Origin of the sequence: Nitrospira sp., from assembly GCA_029194665.1 — a bacterium.
Lineage (GTDB): Bacteria > Nitrospirota > Nitrospiria > Nitrospirales > Nitrospiraceae > Nitrospira_D.
Genome location: JARFXO010000001.1, coordinates 1 through 25,421 on the forward strand (window position 1 = coordinate 1; position 25,421 = coordinate 25,421).

23 protein-coding genes are annotated in these 25,421 nt (G+C 55.1%); 17 read left to right on the forward strand and 6 right to left on the reverse strand.

The genetic code is table 11. The annotated features are described in order from the left end of the window. From dnaA to P0119_00025, 5 genes are all read left to right on the forward strand, one after another. On the forward strand, positions 1-1,344 hold a 1,344-nt coding region (gene dnaA / locus P0119_00005), incomplete at its 5' end, for a chromosomal replication initiator protein DnaA (protein MDF0664438.1). A 20-nt stretch (positions 1,345-1,364) separates the two neighbouring features. Further along, positions 1,365-2,492: a DNA polymerase III subunit beta gene (dnaN, locus tag P0119_00010; GenBank protein MDF0664439.1), complete on the forward strand. Its 1,128-nt coding sequence runs from the start codon at positions 1,365-1,367 to the stop codon at positions 2,490-2,492. A gap of 99 nt (positions 2,493-2,591) precedes the next feature. After that, positions 2,592-5,060 (forward strand): DNA topoisomerase (ATP-hydrolyzing) subunit B, encoded by a 2,469-nt coding sequence (gyrB, locus tag P0119_00015; protein ID MDF0664440.1) that lies wholly within the window; start codon positions 2,592-2,594, stop codon positions 5,058-5,060. A gap of 109 nt (positions 5,061-5,169) precedes the next feature. Continuing rightward, positions 5,170-7,647 carry a DNA gyrase subunit A gene (gene gyrA, locus P0119_00020; protein ID MDF0664441.1) on the forward strand — a complete coding sequence of 826 codons (2,478 nt, stop codon included), beginning with the start codon at positions 5,170-5,172 and terminating at the stop codon, positions 7,645-7,647. Positions 7,648-7,672: 25 nt separating this feature from the next. Continuing rightward, positions 7,673-8,284: a hypothetical protein gene (locus P0119_00025; protein MDF0664442.1), complete on the forward strand. Its 612-nt coding sequence runs from the start codon at positions 7,673-7,675 to the stop codon at positions 8,282-8,284. On the opposite strand, the gene P0119_00030 is transcribed toward P0119_00025, so the two are convergent. Then, positions 8,211-8,714, reverse strand: a complete 504-nt coding sequence (locus P0119_00030) for a DUF721 domain-containing protein (protein ID MDF0664443.1) — start codon at positions 8,712-8,714, stop codon at positions 8,211-8,213. The two genes, P0119_00025 and P0119_00030, sit on opposite strands and share 74 nt — an antisense overlap. A gap of 61 nt (positions 8,715-8,775) precedes the next feature. Here P0119_00030 and smpB point away from each other — a divergent pair, with 61 nt between their 5' ends. Beyond that, positions 8,776-9,249 carry an SsrA-binding protein SmpB gene (smpB, locus tag P0119_00035; GenBank protein MDF0664444.1) on the forward strand — a complete coding sequence of 158 codons (474 nt, stop codon included), beginning with the start codon at positions 8,776-8,778 and terminating at the stop codon, positions 9,247-9,249. Positions 9,250-10,828: 1,579 nt separating this feature from the next. On the opposite strand, the gene P0119_00040 is transcribed toward smpB, so the two are convergent. From P0119_00040 to P0119_00055, 4 genes are read right to left on the reverse strand one after another with little or no spacing between them, the layout of a single operon-like run. Next, the gene (locus P0119_00040) at positions 10,829-12,265 is read right to left on the reverse strand and encodes an ATP-binding protein (protein MDF0664445.1); all 1,437 of its coding nucleotides are present in this window, start codon (positions 12,263-12,265) and stop codon (positions 10,829-10,831) included. Then, the gene (locus P0119_00045; GenBank protein MDF0664446.1) at positions 12,262-12,945 is read right to left on the reverse strand and encodes a response regulator transcription factor; all 684 of its coding nucleotides are present in this window, start codon (positions 12,943-12,945) and stop codon (positions 12,262-12,264) included. Before P0119_00045 ends, P0119_00040 begins: the two co-directional genes overlap by 4 nt. A gap of 51 nt (positions 12,946-12,996) precedes the next feature. Beyond that, positions 12,997-13,614, reverse strand: coding sequence for a hypothetical protein (locus tag P0119_00050; protein ID MDF0664447.1), 618 nt, complete (start codon positions 13,612-13,614; stop codon positions 12,997-12,999). Beyond that, entirely contained in the window at positions 13,611-14,051 is a 441-nt protein-coding gene (locus P0119_00055; protein ID MDF0664448.1) for a ferredoxin-thioredoxin reductase catalytic domain-containing protein, read from the reverse strand. The genes P0119_00050 and P0119_00055 overlap by 4 nt, the downstream gene beginning before the upstream one ends. Before the next feature lie 108 nt (positions 14,052-14,159). On the opposite strand from P0119_00055, the gene P0119_00060 reads away from it, so the two are divergent. The 9 genes from P0119_00060 to folE all read left to right on the forward strand — a co-directional run bounded on the left by P0119_00060 (position 14,160) and on the right by folE (position 22,727). Next, positions 14,160-17,144 (forward strand): VWA domain-containing protein, encoded by a 2,985-nt coding sequence (locus tag P0119_00060; GenBank protein ID MDF0664449.1) that lies wholly within the window; start codon positions 14,160-14,162, stop codon positions 17,142-17,144. Between the two features lie 12 nt (positions 17,145-17,156). Next, positions 17,157-17,564 (forward strand): hypothetical protein, encoded by a 408-nt coding sequence (locus tag P0119_00065; GenBank protein ID MDF0664450.1) that lies wholly within the window; start codon positions 17,157-17,159, stop codon positions 17,562-17,564. A gap of 14 nt (positions 17,565-17,578) precedes the next feature. Further along, positions 17,579-18,526 carry a malate dehydrogenase gene (mdh, locus tag P0119_00070; protein MDF0664451.1) on the forward strand — a complete coding sequence of 316 codons (948 nt, stop codon included), beginning with the start codon at positions 17,579-17,581 and terminating at the stop codon, positions 18,524-18,526. 141 nt (positions 18,527-18,667) lie between these two features. After that, positions 18,668-19,255, forward strand: coding sequence for a urate hydroxylase PuuD (locus P0119_00075; protein MDF0664452.1), 588 nt, complete (start codon positions 18,668-18,670; stop codon positions 19,253-19,255). Positions 19,256-19,487: 232 nt separating this feature from the next. Then, complete coding sequence (gene nuoF / locus P0119_00080) at positions 19,488-20,792, forward strand: NADH-quinone oxidoreductase subunit NuoF (GenBank protein ID MDF0664453.1); 1,305 nt, start codon at positions 19,488-19,490, stop codon at positions 20,790-20,792. 8 nt (positions 20,793-20,800) lie between these two features. After that, positions 20,801-21,136, forward strand: a complete 336-nt coding sequence (locus P0119_00085) for a 2Fe-2S iron-sulfur cluster-binding protein (protein MDF0664454.1) — start codon at positions 20,801-20,803, stop codon at positions 21,134-21,136. Positions 21,137-21,212: 76 nt separating this feature from the next. Beyond that, positions 21,213-21,533, forward strand: coding sequence for an iron-sulfur cluster insertion protein ErpA (gene erpA, locus P0119_00090; GenBank protein ID MDF0664455.1), 321 nt, complete (start codon positions 21,213-21,215; stop codon positions 21,531-21,533). 124 nt (positions 21,534-21,657) lie between these two features. Further along, positions 21,658-22,062, forward strand: coding sequence for a 6-carboxytetrahydropterin synthase (locus P0119_00095; GenBank protein ID MDF0664456.1), 405 nt, complete (start codon positions 21,658-21,660; stop codon positions 22,060-22,062). A gap of 98 nt (positions 22,063-22,160) precedes the next feature. Continuing rightward, on the forward strand, positions 22,161-22,727 hold the full coding sequence (gene folE / locus P0119_00100) for a GTP cyclohydrolase I FolE (protein MDF0664457.1): 567 nt from the start codon (positions 22,161-22,163) through the stop codon (positions 22,725-22,727). 32 nt (positions 22,728-22,759) lie between these two features. On the opposite strand, the gene P0119_00105 is transcribed toward folE, so the two are convergent. Next, complete coding sequence (locus P0119_00105) at positions 22,760-23,587, reverse strand: alpha/beta fold hydrolase (GenBank protein ID MDF0664458.1); 828 nt, start codon at positions 23,585-23,587, stop codon at positions 22,760-22,762. A gap of 79 nt (positions 23,588-23,666) precedes the next feature. On the opposite strand from P0119_00105, the gene P0119_00110 reads away from it, so the two are divergent. Beyond that, on the forward strand, positions 23,667-24,962 hold the full coding sequence (locus P0119_00110) for a replication-associated recombination protein A (GenBank protein MDF0664459.1): 1,296 nt from the start codon (positions 23,667-23,669) through the stop codon (positions 24,960-24,962). Positions 24,963-25,045: 83 nt separating this feature from the next. Then, complete coding sequence (locus P0119_00115; GenBank protein ID MDF0664460.1) at positions 25,046-25,405, forward strand: PilZ domain-containing protein; 360 nt, start codon at positions 25,046-25,048, stop codon at positions 25,403-25,405. Positions 25,406-25,421: the final 16 nt, after the last annotated feature.

A 25,421-nucleotide genomic window follows, 5' to 3' on the forward strand; every position in this document is an offset into this window, starting at 1 on the left:
ATGAGCATTGATGCTGTGTGGGAGGAAGTGCTGCAGTATATCCAAGAGAAGGTTCCAAGGCAGGTGTATGACACATGGTTTCTACCCGTTCGTCTAGACCGGATTGAGGACTCGACGGCGCATATTGGAGTCCCGAATAAATTCTTTGGAGAATGGTTGAGTACTCATTATGGATCCCTGCTGGCAGAAGCCATGACCACAGCTGGCGGAGGGGAGGTAATGACTGTCGCGTTTACCGTCCGTGAGAATGGAGCACGGTCGGAAAGTGAATCCCAAGGCGTCAGGAACGGGCCTCGGAGCCCAACGCAGGGCAAGCCTCGACGGGGAATCCAGCTGAACCCAAAATATACATTCAAAAGCTTTGTCGTTGGTGCGGGGAATCAATTTGCTCATGCAGCCTGCATGGCAGTGGCGGAACAGCCTGGACAGACCTATAACCCACTCTTTATTTACGGTGGTGTGGGACTTGGAAAGACGCATCTTTTAAATGCCATAGGGAATCATGTGGCTGAAAAGAGCGATTTACGCATTGCCTACCTGACCACGGAACAGTTTACCAACGAGGTGATCAACTCCATCCGCTATGACAAGATGATGGATCTGCGGAAGCGCTATCGACATATCGATATGCTGATGATCGACGACATTCAGTTCTTGGTCGGAAAAGAACGAACGCAGGAAGAGTTCTTTCACACTTTCAATGCCTTGTATGAAGGCCATAAACAGATCGTGCTCTCGAGCGACCGGTTTCCGAAAGACATGCCTGATATCGAAGAACGTCTGCGTTCCCGTTTCGAGTGGGGATTGATCGCCGATTTGCAACCTCCCGACGTCGAGACTCGGATCGCGATTTTGAGAAAAAAATCGGAGGATGAGGGAGTCAAGTTGCCGGAAGACGTGATCCAGTTCCTCTCCACGACGATGAAGAGCAATATCCGCGAGCTGGAAGGCAGTCTTGTCCGATTGGGAGCCTACGCGTCGTTGACGGGCCAAGTCATTACCCTCGATCTGGCCAAGAGCGTCCTCCGCGATCTGATCGGAGACAAGAAGAAGATCGTGACAATGGACGATATTCAAGAGGCGGTGTGTACCCAGTTCCATGTCAAACTAACCGAACTCAAATCGCGCCGGCGGAGTAAGACCCTCGTACATCCTCGGCAAATCGCGATGTATCTCTGTCGAGAGCTGACCGACGCATCGTATCCTGAAATCGGGCGGCAATTCGGCGGCAAGGACCATACGACGATCATTCATGCCTGCCGTCAGGTTGCAAAGTCTAAGGAGAAAGACACGACCTTGCATACGACGATTGAAACACTGAAAGAGCAAATTCTTCGGAGCTAAGAATCGGGGAGAATGTTTCCATGAAGGTACGGATAGGGCGAGATGAATTGCTGACCGGGCTTCAACGGGTTCAAGGCGTCGTTGAGAAGCGGAACACGATGCCGATTTTATCGAACATCCTCTTTGAAGCAAAACAGGAGGGAATAGAAATCGTCGCGACCGACCTCGAGATCGGCGTGCGAGGCCTGTACAAGGCCACCGTCGTTGAGACGGGAGGGGTTACCATTTCTGCCAGAAAGCTGTTCGAAATCATCAAGGAAGTGCCACCCGGTGAAGTTGAGCTCACCTCCGCCGAGAACAACTGGACCACCATTCAGACCGGGAAGAGCCAATTCAAAGTCGTGGGGTTGCCCAGTACGGAGTACCCGGCGTTGCCGACGATCGAGCGTGAGGGATTGACGCCGCTTTCGGGAGACGGCCTGCTTGAATTGATCCGAAAGACACTCTTCGCCGCTGGAGATAATGATGCTCGGTATATCTTGAATGGGCTCCTTGTCACCCTTCTCGCCACGGATAGAAAGACGTCACTTCGGCTAGTGGGCACGGACGGACACCGTCTCGCCGTGTCAGAGCAGGAGGTCGGAAAGACCGACACGAAGGGCGTCCCGCAGGAAATCAAGGCGATTATTCCGAAGAAGGCCGCACACGAAATCCGGCATCTCTTGGAAGAGGGAGGGGATAACGAACCGCTGATCGGTTTTACGAAGAACCTCATGATTTTTCGAAAAAGCGGCCTTTTGCTCACATCTCGATTGATGGAAGGCAACTATCCTAACTACCAACAGGTCATACCGAAAGAGAACGGCAAGAAGATCAGCGTGAACCGGGCTGAGCTGGAAAGCGCGCTGCGGCGAGTCTCGGTCTTATCGAAGGATAAAACCAGCGCGGTGAAAGTTTCGTTCGTGCCCGGCACGATGACTCTGTTTACCAGCAGTCCGGACTACGGGGAAGCCTCGGAAGATTTGCCTGTTCGATACGAGGGGGATGCGCTCAGCACGGGCTTTAACGCCCGTTATCTGTTGGATGTCTTCAGTGTGATGGACGGGGAAAGCATCTCTATGCAGATGGAAACCCCTTTGAGTCCCTGTCTGATACAGGAACCGGATAACCCGGGGTTCAAGTGTGTGGTGATGCCGATCAAGATCTGAAAAGGCTTCGCTAGCCGACCAACATGGACATCGAAAACTTTCTTTTCGCCTCACAGCCGACAAACCAGGTGACCGTGTGACGATTGAGTCAGGAAACGAATGACCACAGAAGACTCGCTTCAACCGAAATCAGACAGCTACAGCGCGGATCAGATCAAGGTCCTTGAGGGGCTTGATGCGGTGCGCAAGCGGCCCGCGATGTATATCGGGAGCACCAGCGTCGACGGACTTCACCACCTCGTGTATGAGGTTGTCGACAACAGTGTCGACGAACATATGGCGGGCTTCGGCCAGGCGATCGAGGTCACGATCCACATCGACGGGAGTCTGACGGTCATCGATAACGGAAGAGGCATTCCCACCGGCATGCACCCCACACAAAAGAAATCCGCAGCCGAGGTGGCGTTGACGGTGCTTCATGCGGGAGGCAAGTTCGAGCAGGGCGCCTACACGGTTTCCGGTGGACTACACGGGGTCGGGATCTCCGTCGTGAATGCCTTATCAGAGTGGCTTGAGCTCGAGATCTGGCAGGACGGCCAGGTATTCGAACAACGGTACGAACGAGGCAAGCCAAACGCGCCGCTCAATGCCACGGGCAAGACCAAGCGACGCGGCACCAAGGTTCGCTTCAGGCCGGACGGCCAAATCTTTGAGACGCTGGAATTCAGCTTTGACGTATTGGCTCAGCGCCTACGCGAGCTCGCTTTTTTGAACAAGGGCCTGGCCATCACTCTCAGAGACGAGCGGAAAGAGCCGGCGAAGGAACAAGTCTTTCTTTACAAGGGCGGCATCGTGTCCTTCGTCGAGCATCTCAACGAAGCCAAAACGCCGCTGCACAAGCCGATCTACGTCAAGGTCGAGAAGCCTGAAATGATTCTGGAGGTGGCGCTCCAGTACAACGACGGCTACGCCGAAAACCTGTTTTCGTTCGCGAACAACATCAACACCAAGGAAGGCGGGACGCACTTGGTGGGGTTCAAAGCTGCCCTCACTAGGACGATCAACAATTACGCGAACGCGAACGATTTGCTCAAAAAAGAGACCGAATCGCTCACCGGCGACGATGTGCGGGAAGGGTTGACGGCGGTGATCAGCGTCAAGGTCCGTAATCCTCAGTTTGAGGGGCAAACGAAGGCCAAGCTCGGGAACAGCGAGGTCAAGGGCGTGGTCGAGGCCGCGGTCAACGAGGCCTTGGGCAATTATTTTGAGGAAAACCCCCCGGTCGCGCGGAAGATCATCGGCAAGGCCGTCGACGCGGCCCGTGCCCGCGAAGCGGCCCGGAAAGCCAAGGATCTGATCAGACGCAAGAGCGCGCTCGACGGCGGCTCGCTTCCCGGGAAATTGGCGGATTGTTCCGAGAAGGATCCGGCCTTGAGCGAACTCTACATCGTCGAGGGTGACTCCGCGGGCGGGTCTGCGAAGCAAGGGCGCGACCGAAAGTTCCAAGCCATTTTGCCGCTGAAAGGAAAGATCTTGAACGTCGAGAAGGCGCGTTTCGACAAAATGCTCTCGAGTGACGAGATCAGGACGCTCATCATGGCTTTGGGGACCGGGATCGGCCGCAAGCGGGAAGAGGGCGACAAGTCGGAGAAAGATACCTTCGACATTGCGAAGGCGCGCTATCACAAGATCATTCTCATGACCGATGCCGACGTCGACGGGAGCCACATCCGGACCTTGCTTTTGACGTTCTTCTTCCGGCAAATGCCCGAGTTGATTGAGCGAGGCTATATCTACATCGCTCAGCCTCCGTTGTTCAAAGTCAAGAAGGGTAAGATTGAACGGTACCTCAAGGATGAGGGGTTGCTGAACGAGTACTTGGCCGATTTGGCGGTTGAAGACGTCGAACTGTACACGGAAGGAGCCCAAGGGTATGTGACCGGGCGCCGGCTGTTGCCGATCTTGAAGAAACTGATCGCGTTCGAAACCTTGCTCGGTCGGTTGAATAAGAAGCCTCATGAAGCCGCGATGCTGAGGGGTTTTGTGGATGAACCAGGGCTCGATCGCGAGCTTCTCAAGGATCGAGAGGCCCTCAATCACGTAGTGGTCGGTGTAAAGAACTCGTTCCTCCTGGCATTTCCGAAGTTGGAACCGACGTTCGAGATCGTTGCGGACGAAGAACATCAGTCCAACAAAGTCACGTGTCGGCTTCATGTCAACGGCATGACGCACAACATCGAAATCAACCACGACTTGGTGGGATCGGCCGACTTTCGAGAGCTTCAAAAACTTGCGCCGTCCGTCGTCGGACTCGGGCGGCCTCCCTATAGACTGAAAACAAAGGGTCAAGAACGGCAGCTGGTTTCTACCGCCGAGACGGTGAGGACAATTCTTGAACTCGGGAAGCAAGGCCTCGGTATTCAACGGTACAAAGGACTGGGTGAGATGAATCCGGGGCAATTGTGGGAAACGACGATGGACCCGGAGAAACGCACCCTCTTGAAGGTCCAGCTGGAGGACGTGACCGGCGTCGATGAAATCTTCACCATTTTGATGGGGGACGAAGTGGAGCCGCGAAGAAATTTCATCCAGGAACATGCGCTCGAAGTGCGGAATTTGGACGTATAACGTTATTCGTAATCGTGAATCGCAAGCAAGAGAAGACCGAGATGGACTCTTGCTTTCACGGTTCACGAAGAACGAATGACAACTAACGGTTAACGATTCGCGAGGGAAAATGCCTCCCGATGAACGTGTAGAACATATCGACATCGAAGACGAAATGCGCTCGTCGTACTTGAGCTACGCGATGAGCGTGATCGTGGGGCGCGCACTGCCCGACGTCCGCGACGGGCTCAAGCCGGTTCATCGCCGCATCCTGTTCGGCATGAATGAAATGGGCCTCGCCTCTAACCGGGCCTACCGCAAATCGGCCAAGATCGTCGGCGAAGTCATGGGGAACTATCATCCACACGGGAACATGCCCATTTACGACGCGCTCGTCCGGATGGCGCAAGACTTCAACATGCGTTACCCGCTCATCGACGGCCAGGGGAATTATGGTTCGATGGATGGTGATCCCCCGGCTGCAGAACGGTATACCGAAGCGCGCATGACGAAACTGGCGGAGGAGATGTTGGCCGACATCGACAGGGAAACCGTCGATTTCGGGCCGAACTACGACGAATCGAGGCAGGAACCGCTGGTCCTGCCGACCAGGGTGCCGAACCTGCTCATCAACGGTGCCGGCGGTATTGCTGTCGGTTACGCAACCAATATCCCGACACACAACATCGCTGAGGTCATCGATGGCTTGCTTCTGTTGTTGGAGAGCCCAGAAGTCACAATTGCCCAACTCATGAAGAAGATTCCCGGCCCTGATTTCCCCACGGCCGGGTTCATTTACGGAATGAGCGGCATTAAGGAGGCCTACGAGACCGGTCGGGGTCTGCTGACGCTGCGAGCAAAAGTGGTCGTGGAAACCGACCAGCGTACCGAGCGCGAGCGCCTGATCGTCACGGAGGTTCCCTATCAAGTGAACAAGGCGAAGCTGATCGAGAAGATAGCCGAATTGGTTCAAGAGGATCGAATCAAGGGTATCTCCGATCTGCGTGATGAGTCATCAGATCGCGAAGGGGTGCGGGTGGTGATCGAGCTGAAGCGGGGTGAAATTCCCTTGGTGGTGTTGAACAACCTGTATAAGCACACCCAGCTTGAAGCCACGTTCGGCGTCATCATGCTCGCGTTGGTCAACAATCGCCCTGAAATCCTGAACTTGAAGCAGATCTTGGCTCACTTCCTCGATCATCGTCGCGAAGTCGTGGTGAGGCGGACGGCGTTCGAGCTCCGAAAAGCCGAAGACCGGGCCCACATTCTGGAAGGGCTTAAGATCGCACTCGACCATCTCGATGCCGTCATCGGCCTCATCAGGCGGTCCCAATCGCCCGACGAAGCGCGGGCCGGCCTGATGCGCCAGTTCGACCTCACCGAAATCCAGGCCACCGCGATCCTGGATATGCGGCTGCAGCGTCTGACACAGCTCGAGCGAACGAAACTCGTCGAAGAATACCAGGAGGTGCTGAAGCAGATCGAATATCTCAAGTCGGTGCTGGGGAGCGAGGCGCTGGTACGGACCATCATCAAGGACGAGTTGGCCGAGATTCGTGAGTCCTATAAGGACGAGCGGCGCACCCAGATCGTCAAGGAAGAGGCGGAGATCAGCCTCGAAGACCTTATCGCAGAAGAAGAGGTGGTCGTCACGATATCTCATGCGGGGTACATCAAGCGTAATGCCGTATCGCTGTATCGCGCGCAGCGACGAGGTGGTAAGGGCAAGATCGGGATGGGTATCAAAGAAGAAGATTTCGTCGAAAACCTGTTTACCGCCTCCACCCATGATTCGCTCCTCTTTTTCACGGACGCGGGAAGGGTGTATTGGCTGAAGGTGCACGAAATTCCAGAGGCTAGTCGCGCCGCGAAGGGCAAAGCCCTTGTCAATCTGCTTGCCCTGTCCAGTAGTGAAAAAGTGACGGCTATCTTGCCGGTAGAAGAGTTCCGAGACGATCGCTATATCGTGATGGGGACCAGGAAGGGCGTTATCAAGAAGACGGAACTGTCTGCGTTCAGCAATCCCAGGCAAGGCGGCATTATCGCACTGGGATTGGAACCAGGCGATAAACTCATCGAAGTCCAGCTGACTGATGGGCAGCGCGAGATTTTGCTTGGAACCAAACAGGGCATTACCATCCGGTTCAAGGAGGACGAAGTACGACCGATGGGTCGTACCGCGTATGGTGTGAAAGGGATCACGCTCGAAGAGGGGAACGAAGTCATCGGTATGGAAACCATTACCCCCGATTCCACCACCTCGATCTTGACCGTCACGGAAGGTGGCTACGGCAAGCGAACACCGGTGGGCGAATATCGCGTTCAGGGCCGTGGCGGCAAAGGAATCATCAGTGTCAAGACGACCGAGCGAAACGGACCGGCCGTTGGATTCCTGCAAGTACGAGACGGCGACGAAATCATGTTGATCGCCGCGCAGGGCAAAGTGCTTCGTTGCAAGGTGGACGACATTCGTGAAATCGGTCGGAATACTCAAGGGGTTCGCATTCTCGACCTCGATGGCGAAGGGGATCGAGTCGTGGGTGTCGCGAGACTCGCGGAAGCGGTCGAACGAGAGGACGCTGGTTCGGAAGAGGTCCCCGAAGGCTAACCCGACCGAGCCGCGCAGTTGTTCAATGGACCATCGGATAGCGACCTCCATTCCTCCCACCGGTCCCAAGACCGTGAAGCCGCTCGATGTTATCGTCAAATTCGCGCTCGCGGTCTTCGTGGGATCCTTCGCCTTGATCTGGGGAGGGATGTACCTCAGTCGCCCCGATCGCTCGATTCCTCCCTACACGGTCGGTTCTCAATCCAGCTATCTCGTGACGACAGATGTTCCTTCAGGGACGCAAGATGACCAGGTCGAAAAACTGGTGAAGCGGTTTCGAAAGATCGGGCATCAGACACGCGATTTCGGTCCGATGAAGATCTATCCGACAACTCCAGGCGATCCGAAAAGCCGGTATAGACACATCGTGATTTATGTGTTTGATGACCACAGGCGGACTGATCCAGAAGTCCTGGCGAAATATCTGGCCGGAGACGCGACGGTCGTTCACGACTATGAAAGGTCGATGCGCGGATACTATCGACTCCAGGATCAGGATGAAGAAGGAGGAATAGGGCCTATCCTCAAGAATGGGCAGGTCACCAGCGACACACGGATCCTCTTCAAGGGACTTGTGACGGCCCCTTTGCCGGTTGAGGCGGAAACTGAGGAGGGTATCTCGATATCACCTCTCTAAGCCGCTCACGGATAACCGGATCTTGAATCATGGCGGTATGCGATACCAGCTCAACCCAAGATTTCTCCGATGGAGCGATTTCGAGGGCATTGGCGAGACTTGCGGGGGAAGCCTCCGTTTCACCGGGAATCTCTCCGACGCGAAAGGCAATGTCCGTGACAGACCCGGTTCCTGCCTCTGCCTGCAGCTTAGCCAGGAGTGCTGGTTTGAGGAACGTCAACTGCTGTAGCCAGACGGAATTCTTAACGATGAGGTAAAGCTTCTTGAAGCGAATCTGGGCGGGCCAGGTGTGAGATGCCATGGGCTCGCCCACGATGCCCCGCCAGCGACGCCGCAAACGAAGTTCCACGAGTCTCGATTCGAGACCGAGCCGGTTGGAAAGCCCTGAGAGGATGCTGCCGAAGGAATCGAGTGTACCTGGGCCGGTCATGTGGCATCATAGGCGGTAGGGGAAAAATAGATCAAGGCGTGGGTGTCGCGCCAGGGGTGCCATGGGTAAAGAGACGGACGATCATCGGAAAGTCGTGGCCACCAATCGGAAGGCCTACCACGATTATTTTATCGAAGAAAAGTTTGAGGCCGGGATTGTGCTCAAGGGCACCGAGGTGAAATCCCTTCGGGACAGACGAGTGAACTTACAAGACAGTTATGCGGACGTTAAAGAAGGGGAGGTTTTTCTCCATCACTGCCACATCAGTCCCTATAGTCACGGCAACATTATGAACCATGATCCGACCAGGACCCGCAAAATGCTCCTTCATCGAAAGGAGATCAACAAGCTCCTCGGGAAAACTCAACAGAAAGGCCTCACGCTGATCCCTCTACGAATCTATTTTTCGAAGAGAGGCCAAGCCAAGGTCGAAATAGGATTAGCCAAAGGGAAGAAACAGTACGATCGCCGAGAATCGATCAAAACTCGTGAAGCGGGCAGGGAAGTGGAGCGAGCGATCAAAGAACGAAAGTAGCATCGAAGTTCGTACTCGAGGACCACGCCTGAGACGATGGAGAAGCTCTTTCTACCTCCAGTCCAACGAATTAGACTGACACAAGAAAACATTCGCGGTACGCCGCTGTGAACGACGCACAAGAGCGCGAATGTCCGTTGGGCTACCGAATGAACGGCACCGTCCCCGGTCTGTGCCGTGAGAGGAGACCGTTCTATTTATTTTTCACCGTCAAGGAACACCGCCTTATACATCGCTCCAAAAACAGCGGTCAGCGCGAGCAACGCAAAAAATATCGTCATCATTGCTCTTCACCTCCTTTTATTCGATACAAAACATACCGTTCGAAAATGAACGAAATGAAAGTATGAAAAGTCGTTATAACCCGAAAAACTACCCGCTCCGCATATCGATCTGTTGGATAAACCAACAGATTATTGATCTCTTGACAACCGTTATCCTACGGCAGATCGTTCCACCGTCAGCTACCGATTTGCGAGCTGGAACATTGCGTACAACACTCCGAATATGGCTGCCAATATGGACACTTCGATGATGGAAATCATGATAATCGTTCACCCCCCTTCCACCTTCCTTAAGGTATCTACGCCTGCAAGATGAAGCTTCCATGATGAGATCGTGAAGAATTCTTCATCATTCGATCTCCCCTCCAAAAGGGGGTGCGAAGTCCTCGATGGAACAGGGGGCCTGATCGTTGGAAGCCGGGTTTCAGCATCGTTAGGGCTCAGGGGCGTAATGCGGAATAGACTAAGGCGGCCCTTCATGAGGACGTAGTCCAGAACCGATCTGTTCGATGGTCGACAGTATCAAGTTAATAGCACTCATGGCGAGTACGTAGTCGAGAAGTCCTCATCATTGCATTTCACCGCCCCTCGTCAGTTTCAACAAGCTCCTAGGACCTATGGGTGAAGGCCCTCAACGGGCGGTAAATACGGAACAGCCTGGAATGAAACAGACCTTGCATCTCCTATCTTCTCTGCGTGACGTCTTGACCGTTTCAACGAATGCCGCGAGAGGGATCCTCCGGCCAGTAGTCTCGGCCATGTTGCGGACTGTTCTTCCGGCCTGGTGCGTCCCCGCGATGATTGCTTGACTGAGTCCCGTAACGACGTACGGAAAGCACACCATTGAAGCAGCGATAATATTGTCCATATTGTCCTCCCCTTCATGATAAGGAAAGCTAACAACATCACATAAAGGGAGAACGAAGTCAAGGTGAAGCGGATTTCATCCTCCGTGAGAAGTTCATGTGCTGTCGATGTGGGGTCATGTGGGGTCACTGGAGGATGGCGCATCGTTTCCAAACTCTCGTCCATTAGGAAAGCACTTGACCATCCGTGACCTATATCGATTGACTGCTTTATCGAGAGGTCATTTCGCCCCGGTTATGGTCGTGCGAATTGTGTGTGGCGAAACGTGTGATGGCCATACGAAGTGGAGTGTCATGACAACCTTTGCAAGGGAAAGTCGTCTTGGAAGTGGGTGACTCACTTGGCAGGACAAAACGCTGGGAGGAGACGAGGTGAACTAAAATGGAGTCAGAACGTAGGTGGACGAGGTCAAAGTGCTTCGAGAGCCGCTAAGCAGGGCCCGATTGCTGGGCATGTGCTGGTAAACGCAGGGTGAAGACAGAGCCTTTGTTGACTTCACTGGTGACAGAAATACTACCCCCATGAGCATCCATAATTTCTTTCACGATGGGCAATCCAAGTCCGGTACCGGCGGAGTCTTTCGCGCGGGCCCAATCAGTGCGGTAGAATCGTTCGAAGAGATGGGGAATATGCTCCGGTTCGATCCCATGGCCCGTGTCCTCGACGGCCACGGTGACCTTAGAACTGATCGTTTGTAGACGAACCGTGACGGAACCACCGGATGGAGTGTACCGCAGCGCATTGTCGAGCAGATTGATCAATGCTTGTTTGAGCCACTGTGCATCGCCGAGGACGGACGGAACCGGTTGGGACTCAAATGTCAGGGCAATCCGGTGGTCATCCGCCAAGACCATCAGTTCATCCACGATCTCTTGAATCAACGGTTCCAGGGCGAGGGGCACGAGATTGACCGGCGGTTTGCTGCTGGTGAATTTCGCCAACGTCAACAATGGGCGAGTCAAGGCAATGAGCCGATCCACTTGCTGGAGGTTGTTGAGCAGCACCTCGCGATATTCTTCGACAGTCCTGGCTTTCATGAGGGCGACCTCCAGATTACCTTGCAAGATGGTCAAAGGAGTCCTCATCTCGTGGGCGGCGATTTCACAAAAGTTACGTTGGACTTCGCTGCTTCGTTGGAACTGATCCAGCACCGCGTTGACCGCCTGGGTGAGTCGCCGAAATTCCCGATAGGGTGAATCTACCGCCAGTCGTTTTCCGAGGTCGGCTTCCGACATCGTTTCTGCCCCGGCGCACAAGGCTTCGATGGGGGCCAGCACCTTCTTTGACAGCCAGAGGCTCCCGATCCAGGCGAGTAGAAGTGTGGCTCCGGATCCAAGCGTCAGCAGGAATACAAGCCCATGCAGAGTTTCCTGGTAATGGAGCAGCGACGTTTCCGCCTGCAAAACATACCGCACATGGTCTTTCCCGGCGAAGGGGAAGAACAAATGCCGCGCCGGCATCCCATCGGCCGAGTCCATCGTTTCAAACGTGATCTTCGAAAGCCGAACTCGTTCAAGCACATGCGGCGAAATCGAGACTTGCGCATCCGCACGGGGACTGTTCCACACCAGCCGGCCATCAGCCGAAAAGATCCGAAGGGCGTGCGAGATGTTGGGCAATAGGTGCTGTTCCAGCGTGCCGTGGGTTAAGTCATTAGCCGGCGCGGTGTCCTTGGTGTTGGTCCTCATGAAGTCGGGATACCGCTCCGCAATCTCGGCAAGGGACTCGGCCAATACCAACATTTGTCCATCGAGTAAGCGGTGCAACAAGACCTCGCTGGCAGCGTACACGAGCCCAGAAAACGCGAGAAGACCAGTCATCAGGACGACGGCGGACCAGCTGATCAAACTGCGCAGAGATTTCATGCAGGTGAGTCCGGCTCTTCGAGCATATACCCGGCACCACGCACTGTGGCGATCAAGGGCGGCGAAAAATCCCGATCGATCTTTGCGCGTAGAGCCCGGATATGGGCGTCGACGATGTTCGTCATGGGGTCATAGCTGATGTCCCACACATGTTCAATGATCGCGGTTCGCGTGAGCACACGATTCTTGTTCCGTAACAGAAATTCTAGGAGCGCATACTCCTTATTCGTCAGGAAGATTTCCTGCTCGGCGCGCCAGACACGGTGAGACGCCGGGTCCAATCGAAGGTCAGCCGCTTGAAGATGGGCAATTTGCTGGGAACTGCCTCGGCGCAAAAGCGCCCGAACGCGGGCGAGCAACTCCGCGAAGGCGAACGGCTTCGGCAGAAATTGATCCGCCCCCGTGTCAAAGCCGGATACCTTCGTCTCCACCGTGTTGCGCGCCGTGATGAGCAGCACCGGAGTTGTGATGCCCTTGTCTCGAACGCGGCGGCAGAGGGTCAAACCGTCAAGCTTCGGCAGCATCACGTCTAGAATCACGAGATCGTAAGGGTTGTTCAGCGCCAACGCCAATCCTGCTTCGCCATCGGCAGCAGCATCCACCGCATAGTACTCTTCTTTCAATCCTTTTTTGATGAATTGAGCAAGGTCCGCATCGTCTTCAACGAGCAGAATTCTCATGGTCTACCTCATGACAGAACCACGCAGATCGGCAGCCAAGGAATCGGTTGCTCAACATAGGCTGCTCTTGCAATCTGTGACCACCAGGTTGGTTGCTTTTTCGTCTGCTTCGAGGTCGATGGTCAGCCAGGCGATTCCCATCGCCCGCTCATCCTGATGGGCTCCACCGCTCCCCTCAAGGAGGCTGACGACATAATACCGGCCACCGGGAACTTTCGTGAACCAAAAATGGCCGGTTGGATTGGCCCTCGTCGTACGGAGATAGGGAATCAGTCGTTTATCGGTCAGCAGTTGGGCCATGACCTCACGAAGGCATTCCACAGGCGAGCCCTGCGTCATGAGGGGCTCTGACGAAGATGTCGCACCTTTGAGAGAGCAGGAGTAATCTCGCACATGTTTATCGAACCAATGGCGAGTATATGGAACCATTGGAATCAAGTAGATCGAGGCCCCTGCCTGCGTCACGGCTTTTCCAGAGGGTGTGCGCAAGAACACCTGTCCGGCCGCACTTCCCCGACCTTTCGCTCTGTAGGCGAAGAATTCTTTCTCATTGAAGGCTGGTGGGCTCGATGAGCCCGACGTCACCGCCTGTGCCGGTGCGACGAGGAAGCCGCTGATCAGCAACAACCCTGCAAGCCAGCACCCGAGTTGCCTGTCGCGCCTCGTCATGTCGAGGAAGCCGACGCTGCGGCGGGCTCGTCGGGCACGGTTGAAGCCGGGAGGGACTTGTGTTTGAGGGCGCGGCCTTTGTCCGGGGTCGGATCGGTGACAAGACCATACACTTCGCGACCTTCGTGGCCGTCCGGCAAATATTCCGTAATCGGCATCCCATCTTCACGAACAAACAGGAGACAATGACAGTACTTGTACATCTGCATTTCGTCGCAGGCGCAGATCCACCGTCGAAGCTTAGCTTCGGCTTCCTTATCCTTGTAAAAGTTACAAGGGCAGAGCGGTTTCCCGAGTTCGTCGATATGGGACGCTAATCCCTTGACGACCGCCTCCGTCACGGCAGTGTTGGGATGCATCGTGGTTCCGCTTTTCTCGGCAAAACCCTGTATGAACTTCCGGATCTTATCGAGACTTTCCTGCGTCGGTTCGGCCATGGACTTCTTCCTCCAGCGGTGGCGGGCAGAGTCGCTAGTTTACAAGGATAATTCGCTGCTTTACAATCCGTGCTCTCAGCTGATTCTCGTAAACAAGTCATGAAGGACATGTCAAGTCGACAGATCTTGCTGCAGCGGCTGGTCTCCGAGTTGAGTCCGGCGGTCGCGGAGGCTGTGGTAGCTGCCTTGCGGGCCACCCACATGCTGGATGCCGAGGCGCGGGTACTGACCCTGCTGGATGAGCTCCAAGAGTTGTCCGAAAAGGCAGCAGGCTCAGCGATGGCGGCATTGCCCGAGCTGAACCGGCGGGCGGGCCTCTCGCATAGCATCTTGTGGCTCGACCTGGGAGTGACGCTGGCTCAGTCCTCAGGGGCCTCCGCGCTGAAGTATTTCAAGGACAGTCCTTTGAGCCTTGGGCTGATCGAGGAAGGCGATGCGCGCACAGAAGTCTTAACAATCGGTCTGGAAATTGCTGAGCAAGACGCCAACGTTGCGCTCGAATACATCCGCCATGCCCCGGGGATTCTGTCAGAGGTGCCTGCCACGCAGTTGCGACCCTGGCTCGATATCGGCCTCGAACTGACCCAGGTCAATGTCGTCGTCGGTCTTGAGTTTATCCGACAAATCTCCAAGCTGGCTTCCGTGCTGCCTTGGGAGGCGGTGCGTAGCTGGGCCACGGTGGGCATGAAATTGGTTGTGCCGAATAGCCTCGGGAAGCCGGACTATGTGGCGACCATGGAATTTCTAAGAACCAGCCCATCGATTCTTGGAAATATCGAAGACCCTCCGGTTCGGGGAAAGGTGGTATCCCTGTGCCTTCTGTTGGCCGAACATTCACCCGTGTCCAGCCTAACGTGGCTCGCAGAATCACCCGCCCTCTTAAGTCGGTTACCGTCAATGGAATGGCGGATCCGGCTGGTGCAGTACGGCGCCCTGCTTGCCGAGAAGCAGGCTGAAGTGACGGTCGATTACCTGCGTCGCGCCCCCGAACTCGTGGGACTCATCGGAAATGGACCCGAAGCCCTCCCGCGATTCGAGAATTGGTTTAAGACCGGGATGGAAGTAGCAGCCTACAGCCCAGAGGGAGCACGTGCTTATTTTTCAGTAGCGTCAAGAAAAGCGCTGGCTTCGATCGAACAAGCCTTGAGCGGGGTGCCGTTTCGGCGGGTCGCGCGACGAGTGAAACTGTTCGTTCAAGGACTCTGTGGAACCGATGTGACCGTGATGGCGCTTCCTGATGCTGTGACTTCCCCAGCCCGGGCGACGGTCAGTCCAGACGGGAAGACTATTTCCTTGCCGGCGCTGCTCCGTCGGTACTCGACGGCCGCGGAAAACGAACGGCTCTATCTCGTGATGGCGGCGCATGAAGCTGGACATTTGGAATTCGGTACCTATCGACTCCCGCTTGAATCTCTCGCCGACTTGGTTGAAACCGTACGGCGCCGATATGGTCGATCCAATAAGGCGAGACCAGAGACACTAGCCGCCTTCTTTCAGATGTATCCGAACCCTACGCTGGTGCGGGATCTATGGGCGGTGCTGGAGGATGCGCGTATCGAATTCCTGCTGCAAATCGAGTATCCGGGACTCCGGTGCGACCTTGCGAGATTCGCTACGGAATCCATCGCTCCGCGCGATCCAGCTCACGGAGTAACGGCCAAAGAATTGATCGTCGATGGTCTCCTGAGACTCTCCACCGGTGAAGCAGTAGATACCGCAGTGCCCAAGGCTGTCAGTGAAGAAGTCTCAATCCTCTGGAGTATGTGCCGTTCCGTTCTCAAGACTACGGCCACGGCGGAAGAAGCGGTTCGTGTGGTCGATGGTGTCTACATGCGGTTGGAGGAGCTGCTGGTGGCTCGCGACGAGATGATACGCGCAGACCGACGCGAGAAGCGGAAGGATACAGAATTGGGAGGGACGAAATGGGAGCAATCGGATGACCAATACCGGGCTGTGACCGATGTGGCCTATCGTGGCTCGATGAATCCGGAGTTCATCACGTGGAGGCAGGAACAATTCGACCGGCACCACGAGTCTCGGGCACAATCGGACGGCCGAACGAAGGAGAATGTCCGGAGGGGCGAACAAGATCTCCGAAGCAAAGATACGTTGAGCGAGGGGTATTCATTGCCGTCCATTGTGGATGAGTGTCTCACGCTTGAGTTGGACGCACGACCGATTCGGGAAGTCAGCGCTCATGGCGAGCGAGCCACCCTCTACGCTGAGTGGGACTATCGGATTGAGGATTACCGGATGAATTGGTGTCGCGTGGTGGAGCAACCCGCGGATCTGGGATCCGACGACTTCGTCACGGAGACGTTGGTCTCGCACCAGAGTACTGTCAAGTCACTGCGCAGGTTTTTTGAAGGCTTGCGTCCCCCAACCTTTCGCCGCGTCTCGGGGCAACCCGACGGGGAAGAGGTGGATCTCGATGCGGTTGTCCGGCGAACAGCGGAACAGCGGGCGGGCATGGTAGGCGACGATCGGCTGTACATCCGGCGGGAAAAACGAGAGCGCGACGTGGCGGTGGCCTTCCTCGTTGATGTCAGTGGATCCACAAGCCGAGATCTTGGAACCGGTCGTCGGGTCATCGACATTGAGAAAGAAGGCCTGATACTCCTCTGTGAAGCACTGGATGCCGTCGGCGATCAGTATGGACTCTATGCCTACTCGGGCCAAGGACGAGGGAAGATAGAGTTTCTCACGATCAAGGACTTTGACGATCGACTCGGGGGAGAGACAGCCCATCGTCTTGGTGGTCTGGCTCCTCGTCATCAGAATCGCGACGGCGCGGCGATTCGGCACGCAACAGCGAAGCTGCTGACCAGGGAAGCCAAGAACCGACTCCTCGTGCTGTTGAGCGATGGAAGACCATTGGACGACCAGTACAAGGACGCGTACTCGTTGGAAGATACGAAGGTGGCACTTCGTGAGGCAAGACAACAGGGAGTCGAACCTTTTTGTATCACAATCGATCGGGAAGCTGAAGATTATCTACGCAGCATGTACGCCGATGCACGATACTGCGTCATAGACCACGTCGAAGCATTTCCGGCGAAGTTGCCGAGAATTTACAAGCAATTGACTGCGTAAGAGCTCGAGGGCATGACGAACTCGATCGGAAAGACGACCATCCCTGCATGGTTGTACAAGCTTTTCACAGGGCATCAGTATCCCTATGTCCGTCGACTGGCCAAGTTCGGACAGACCGTCAAGCCGGGTGAAGACCGCCCGGAGCCGACGAAGGAGATGATCGAAGCAAAGTTCTGGGAAGTCTACCCGCGTTGCCGAGTGAAAGTATTGCAGGAGGTCAAAGAAGGGATGATCGTGGTCTTTCATGACCTGGATGAGTATCCTCCGGGCGGCTTTCAAGAACTTGTCAATAACCCGGAGGAGTTTCTGGCAAACACATTCGGCAAAAAGAAGATCAAGGTCAATTTCTACGACGGAGATAATTTCGTCTGCACGATCAACTTCAAAGTTGCGGGCTGGACGGAGCACGAACACGCGTGAAGAGTGAGGTGGTCATGATGAAGCGACCGAAAGTGACGGTAGTAGGTGCGGGGAACGTCGGAGGGACGACGGCTCAGCGGTTGGCTGAGAAGAATCTGTATGACGTGGTACTGCTCGATATTGCCCAAGGAGTTCCACAGGGAAAGGCCCTCGATATTTCACAGGCGGGGCCGGTCTGTGGGTACAGCACACAGGTGGTCGGCACCAACGATTACGCCGAAACAGCCGGATCATCGATCGCCGTGATCACCTCAGGCAAGCCGAGAAAGCCCGGGATGAGTCGAGACGAGTTGCTGGCGACGAATGCCAAAATCGTGCAATCCGTCGTCAGAGAATTAGTCTCCCGCTCCGGGGATATTATCCTGATCCTCGTCACCAATCCATTGGACGCCATGGTTCATGTGGCGCGTTCTGTCAGCGGTCTCCCTAAATCGAGAATCATCGGGATGGCCGGAGTCTTGGATTCGGCAAGAATGCGGACGTTCATTGCCGCTGAATTGAATGTACCAGCTACGGAGGTGCAGGCCATGGTATTGGGCGGACATGGCGATACGATGGTGCCGTTGCCGCGTTATACAACCGTGCAAGGTAGGCCGGTGTCGGAACTCATGTCGAAGGAGAAACTCGATGCGATCGTCAAACGAACGCGACAGGGCGGAGCCGAAATCGTGGGCCTTTTGAAAGCGGGCAGTGCCTTCTATGCGCCGTCAGCATCAGCGGTGGCGATGGTTGAATCGATCCATAAAGATGAGAAGCAGGTGATGCCGTGCGCGGTGCTGTGTGAAGGGGAGTATGGACTCAAAAACGTCGTCGTCGGGGTTCCGGTGAAGCTTGGACGTGGAGGAGCCGAACAGATCCTGGAGTACGAACTGACCAGTGATGAACGGGCGGCGTTGGAAACCTCGGCGAGCGCGGTGCGGGAACTCTGTGCCACGGTCGATCGGTTGATGACACAGGATTAGGATGAGTCAGTGGAAAGAAGACGAGTCCCTCATCATTGACGAGTGACCGACGACCAGTCCAACCTGGCGGCTTGACAATCGGAGAAAAGCTACAGTACAGACATCGGACTAGACAATCAACCGTTCACAGGAGAGGAAGCAATGAAATTTCTTGAAGATCCGATGCAGACGATGGGGGCAGGATTTGCGCTGTCCATCGTATTGATAGTGATATATTTGGGCTTAACCGGAATTGGCGCGGGTGATGCCGAATGGGCCTCGCTGATCCTTCGCTGGATTCACTTCCTAGCGGGGATCACGTGGATCGGGCTCTTGTACTTCTTCAATTTGATCAATGCCACCTTCCTGAAAAGCTTGGATGGTCCCACCAAAAATATTGTGATTCCGAAGCTCATGCCGATGGCGCTCAATTGGTTCCGACACGGAGCGACGGTAACCGTGCTGGCCGGTGTGTTGTTGTATGGCCACATGTACCACAAGGGCGGAACGGGAGCCGTGGCTTTGGCGATCGGTGGGCTGCTCGGCATTATCATGATGGGCAATGTCCATGGGATTATCTGGCCGAACCAGAAGAAGATCATTGCCGCCGTCACTGCCGCGGCTCAGGGGACTCCAACCCCCCCTGAGATGGCTCAGTGGGGACGGAGCGCATTGCTGGCCTCGCGTGTGAATTTCATGCTGTCGATCCCCATGTTGCTTTTCATGGGTGCCGGCAGCCACTTTAGATAGAGCCTGTGCCTTATCCTGATCTTGGCCGGTGGGAGTAAATTCTACCGGCCAGGTTTACATCTCAACCTTATTTCTCCTGCCCTCTAGACCCAGCCTCAGAGTAGGTCCCCTAGCCTTAACTTCTTGAGATTCTGACCTATTTAGGACTGTTGCCTTGTCCATTGCCTTGACGGGCGAAGCGATGGAGCCGTATAGTACGATTTCTACATTGAGGACGTAGATCGGAAAAAGTATGTCTACGACTGCAGAACCACGCCTTGTACAACAGACGGAGGGTGCTCCTTGGGAGATCGAGGGGTATCTCAAAGTCGGTGGGTATGAAGCCTGGAAGCGTTGTGTCAAAGAATTGAAGGCGGCTCAAGTTATTGATGAACTGAAGAAAGCCGGACTGAGAGGGCGAGGCGGAGCAGGGTTTCCGACGGGAATCAAATGGGACAAGGTTTTGAACCACCGAGTCCCAGAGCGATATTTTGTTTGTAATGCCGGTGAGCACGAGCCAGGCACGTTCAAAGACCGCTATCTATTGAAAACCTTGCCGCACCAATTGATCGAAGGCTGTCTGATCGCGTCTCATACGGTGCAAGCGAAAGCGTCCTTCATTTACGTGAATCATGAGTACCATGAAGAGCAGCAGAATCTGAAGAAAGCTTTAGCACAAGCGAGAGAACGGGGACTTCTAGGGAAGAATGTGTTGGGCAGTGGAGTCGATGTTGAGCTGGAGGTCTTTGAAGGCCATGGTAGCTACGTGGCCGGTGAAGAGACGGCCATGCTTGAGTCGATGCAGGGGCGCCCTGCGATGCCACGGCAGAAACCTCCATTTTATCCGACGGACTTCGGCCTGTATGGCAAGCCGACTCTCGTCAACAATGTGGAGACGTTGTGCAACATTCCTAGGATTCTTCACAAAGGCGCCGCGTGGTTTACTCAAGTTGGAACGGAGAAGTGTCCAGGAACAATGATGTTTTCATTGAGCGGCGCGATCAATCGTCCCGGCGTGTACGAGATGCCGATGGGTGTGACCATCCGTGATCTGATCGAGCAATGTGGTGGCGGAGTTCCCAATGGTCGCAAGATCAAGGCGGTCTTTCCCGGTGGTCCGGCGTTTTCCATGGTAACGGCTGATCAGCTCGATCTTCCCATGGACTTCGATTCGTTGAAGAAAGCTGGGACGGGGCTAGGATCGGCCGGTGTGATCATCGTCGATGATGCGACCTGTATGGTGGCCAAGACGTTGCACTTTTCAAATTTTTTCAAGAACGAGAGTTGCGGGCAATGTCCCCCCTGTCGAATGGGGACCATCAATCTAGCTGCGCTGATGACTAAGATTGAATCGGGGCAGGGTACGCAAAAAGACTTGGACAGTCTGCTCCAACTGTGTGGATTCGTCAAAGGGACTGGGTACTGTACCCTCGTAACCGGAGCCTCAGTATTGGTGCAAAGTAGTTTGAAGCTGTTTCGTCACGAATATGAGGACCACATTCGGCTCCAGAGGTGTCCCTATCAGGAAGCGCCGGCGGGGATTGGTGCTCATTCTTAGGAGGAGTCATGCCACGGGTGACTTTTCTTCATTCGGACGGGCGAAGCGGGGAAGTAGAAGAGAATATTTCTCTCCTCGATGCCGCAAAAGAAGTGGGGTTCCGGTTGAATCATGACTGTGGAGGAAATGCCTCCTGTACTACCTGCCGAGTGGAAGTTCAGATGGGGCATGAGCACCTCTCGGAGATCGATTTCGATGAGCAAGACTTGCTGGATCGAGAAGCCTTGACAGAGCCATGGCATCGCCTTGCCTGTCAGGCACGTGTCTTGGGGGATGTCGTCGTGCGCGTCCCAGAAACCAAATGGGAGAATCCGGCAACAGCGGCGACGGAAGCGCGGGGTTGATATTCAAGAAACAGGTGTTAGACTAACGTTCTAACCCGTTGGTGCGGGTTGGACTGACCCATAGAGGAGGAAGGCGATGGTTACAATTACGTCGGTGGCGGAACAGAAGATCAAGGAGTTGATGGCCGAGGAAAAAGACGTCGTCGGATTGCGGGTGTACGTCCGCGGCGGCGGGTGTCATGGCTATCAGTATGGGATGGCCTTTGAATCCAAAATGGCCGAAGACGATACCGTTATCGAAAAGGGTGAAGTGAAGCTCATTATGGATTCTCAGAGCGCCCCATTGCTTCAAGGGGCGGAAGTCGACTATGTCGACAGCGTGCAAGGCTCAGGCTTTTCAATCAAGAATCCTCAGGCCAAAACGACGTGCGGCTGCGGCAGCTCGTTTAGCGCGTAACCTTGACCGCGGAAGCGTCGCCACGGGATCGTCGTAGAATGTCGGCAATGGACCTCCGGGTGAGGGCCGCTCATATCCTGAGTGGTCCTCACTGTTTACTCCACTCCAAGAGACACACAATCGAATGTCACAGGTACATGTGACAAGACGGTATCGTTTTTGCGCTGCACACAGGCTTCACACCGACCTCCTCTCGGCCGAAGAAAATTGGGCTGCCTTCGGAAAATGTAATAATCCAAATGGTCATGGGCATAACTACGTTGTGCTGGTCACAATCAAGAGCGGAGCGGTGCAGGAATCGTGTGACCTTGATCGACTCGACCGGTTGGTTAACGAGAGGATCATCGATCGCTTCGATCATGTGGACCTCAATCGTGACCCTGCGTTTGCCGAACTAACCACAACTGGAGAGAACATCGTCAAGCTAATTTGGGACATCCTGGAGCCGTTAGTGACTAACGGCTGTCTACAAAAGGTTGGAGTCATCGAGACCAGGGACAACTATTTCGAATACGCAGGCGTCACCTAAGGCGACGAGGAAGCGCGGTGAATAAGCAACCGAAGAGAGAGAGGAGACGGGAATCGCTGGAAGACAGCAGCGGGAGTAGAAAGCCCGCGGATCTACCGGTGCTCCAATCACTGGTCACAGAGATGCTGCTCGCCTTAGGGGAGAAACCGAGTCGTAATGGGCTACTCAAAACACCGGAGCGTGTTGCCAACGCGCTGGCCTTCATGACGCAGGGCTACCAGCGCAATATCGACCATCTGTTGAACGGCGCCCTCTTTCCGATCGAGTACGACGAAATGGTCATAGTCAAAGACATCGATTTCTTCAGCATGTGTGAACACCACCTGCTCCCATTTTTCGGCAGAGTGCACGTCGGGTACTTGCCCAACAAGAAAGTCGTCGGTCTTAGCAAGATCCCCAGAATCGTCGATATGTTCGCGAGGCGACTACAAGTTCAGGAACGGTTGACGGTTCAAATCGCCGAAACGTTGAGCACCAAGCTGAATGCACATGGCGTCGGGGTCGTCGCCGAAGCACGACACCTTTGCATGATGATGCGCGGGGTGGAAAAACAGAACACGGTCGCCGTCACCAGCTCCATGTTGGGAGCGTTTCGCAGCCAATCACAGACTCGCGAGGAGTTTTTGAAACTGATTCGACGTGGTAGCGTCGGCGATCCCGAGTGATGGTTTGCTGAGTGCCCGCTCAGCCACCTCGTTTATCTTGTGACATCCGACACAAAAGAGTGGACGGTTTCGTTGAACAGGTCGGGTTGTTCCAGATTCGAAAGATGGGCGGCGCCTGGAATAATGGTCAAGCGGGCATTGATGATTTTGTCTGCCATAACCTTCGCGTCGGATGGTGGGGTGGGCAGATCTAGGCTACCGACGATAATTTGAACAGGACATGCCATCCTTGTGAGAAGAGGGATGGAATCTGGCCTCTCAGCCATCGCCATTAAGGCGCCCGCTATACCGCTGACTTGGTTGCCCTCGATCATCGCACGCACGCGTTGAACCAGCTCCAGCCTCGTCTGGATCGTTGCGGGACTTAGCAGCTTGGGAATCATGACGTCAGCGATCGCCCGCGCACCTTGTTTGTACGCAATCCGAGCCATGTCGAACCGCGCCTGTTTCCCTTCGTCTGTATCCGCTTGGGCTCTCGTGTCGGCCAAAACCAGTCCTTTCACACGCTCGGCATATTTCCTATACAATGCGAAGAGAATGTACCCTCCCATGGAAAGTCCGACGAAGACGGCCTGCTGGATCGACAGATAATCAAGCAGAGCGCGTACATCATCAGCTGCTTGGTTGAGAGAATAATGCCAGAGGGGTGCATCGGACTCGCCATGCCCGCGCAGGTCGATCGTAACGACTCGGTGCTGGGATGAAAGCGCGTTCTCCTGGTCCGCCCACATGGTCCGGTTGAGCGGAAAGGCATGGAGAAAGACAAGGGGAAGGCCGGTTCCCTGATCATTGAAGGCGAGGGTGATGCCGTTGATGTTGCCTTGCACGACCTTCTCCGTAGGCTGAGGTGTTCGTACCACTGACTGTCTGCAGGGTCAAGAGGTCATTTGCGATCATGCCAAGCGGCGTATACAATCCCCGCGATTCTCAAGGAGTGAAATGAGCCCCTCTCGTGATCAGACTCCTGATCTATTCACCTCTCACGACCATGAAGATATGGTCGTAGCCCCGCTCGCCGAACGGATGCGGCCGCAGCAGTTTGGGGATTTTGTAGGGCAAGATGACATCACGGCGCAGGATCGACCGCTGCGGCGGGCCATCGAGTCCGATCAGCTCTCGTCCACGATCTTCTGGGGACCACCCGGATCAGGGAAGACGACGCTAGGTCATCTCATTGCCCGGCATACGAAGGGGCAGTTTGTTCCATTCTCGGCTGTGACCAGCGGCGTACCCGAGTTGCGCACGATCCTCAAGGGGGCCGAGCAGCGCCGAGCGGTCAGCGGGCAGCGGACCATCTTATTCGTGGATGAAATCCACCGCTTTAACAAGGCACAGCAAGACGCGTTTCTTCCGTATGTCGAACGTGGCACTATCATTCTCGTCGGGGCGACCACGGAGAATCCTTCCTTCGAGGTCATCAGCCCGCTACTGTCGCGGTCGCTGGTTGTTGTCCTCAAACCGCTTACTGAGGAGGCGTTAGGTCTGATTCTTGATCGCGCGCTCGCCGACGTCGGCCGAGGTCTAGGTGAGTACAAAGCGCAGCTCTCGCCGGAGGCCAGGCAGCGGCTGATCTCGTTCAGCAATGGTGATGCACGGGCGGTGCTCACATCGTTGGACTTCGTGGTAACGCAAGCGTCTGCTGGACCCGATGGCAGGCGTGTGATCGATAAAGCGAAGGTGGAAGCCGCGTTGGGAAGGAAGGTGCTGAGGTACGACAAGGCCGGCGAAGAACACTACAACATCATCTCGGCCTACATTAAAAGCCTTCGGGATTCCGATGCGAACGGGGCGCTCTATTGGCTCGCCCGTATGCTGGAAGCCGGCGAAGATCCGAAATTCATCGCGAGGCGGATGGTGATCTTTGCATCCGAGGATATCGGCAATGCCGACCCCTTCGCACTGATAATCGTCATGTCGGTCGCGCAGGCCGTTCAATTCGTGGGGTTGCCTGAAGCGCAGATCAATCTGGCTCAAGGCACGACGTATCTCGCTTCGCGACCCAAAGACAACGCGTCGTATGTCGGTCTGTTGGAGGCCCTCCAGGACGTCAAAGCCCATGGAAATCTTGGAGTTCCCCTGCATCTTCGGAATGCCGTGACCCCGCTGATGAAGGGATTAGGGTATGGGCAGGAGTATCGTTATGTCCACGATGACCCATCGGCACGAACTGAACAAACCCACCTACCACCACCACTGAAAGATCGACGGTATTACCGCCCGAAGCCGCGGGAATAGGGCCAATTATCCTCTTTTACTTTGTAGTCTAATCGGTTATACTTAGAGCGATGAAGCGAGTAGAAGGAAAATCGCCAGTTGGCGTGGCTGCACTGAGCGAGCGGAGGAAGTTTGTCCGGGCGACGTTGGTCGGCTCCGCCTTGGTGTCGCCGAAAAGCGGCGGGCGCGCCTGTACCGCCGTCCTGGATAATGTAAACAAGATCGGGGCCGGTCTTCACACCAAAGATCGCTTCCCTCCGAATGAAAAGGTTACTGTTTCGCTCGCCTTCCTCGATTCCGATCGAGTCGAGCAACAGGAAAAGCTCGACGGAACCGTCGCCTGGGTCAAGCCTTGGGGCAAGAAAGGTTTCTTGATCGGAGTTGTGTGGGACGAATTGGTGACGAAAGAGAAGAACCGCTGGCTGTATTACTACCTCGAGGAAACCCTCAAGGCCTCTGTTTAAGGTTCTCTTCCACAAC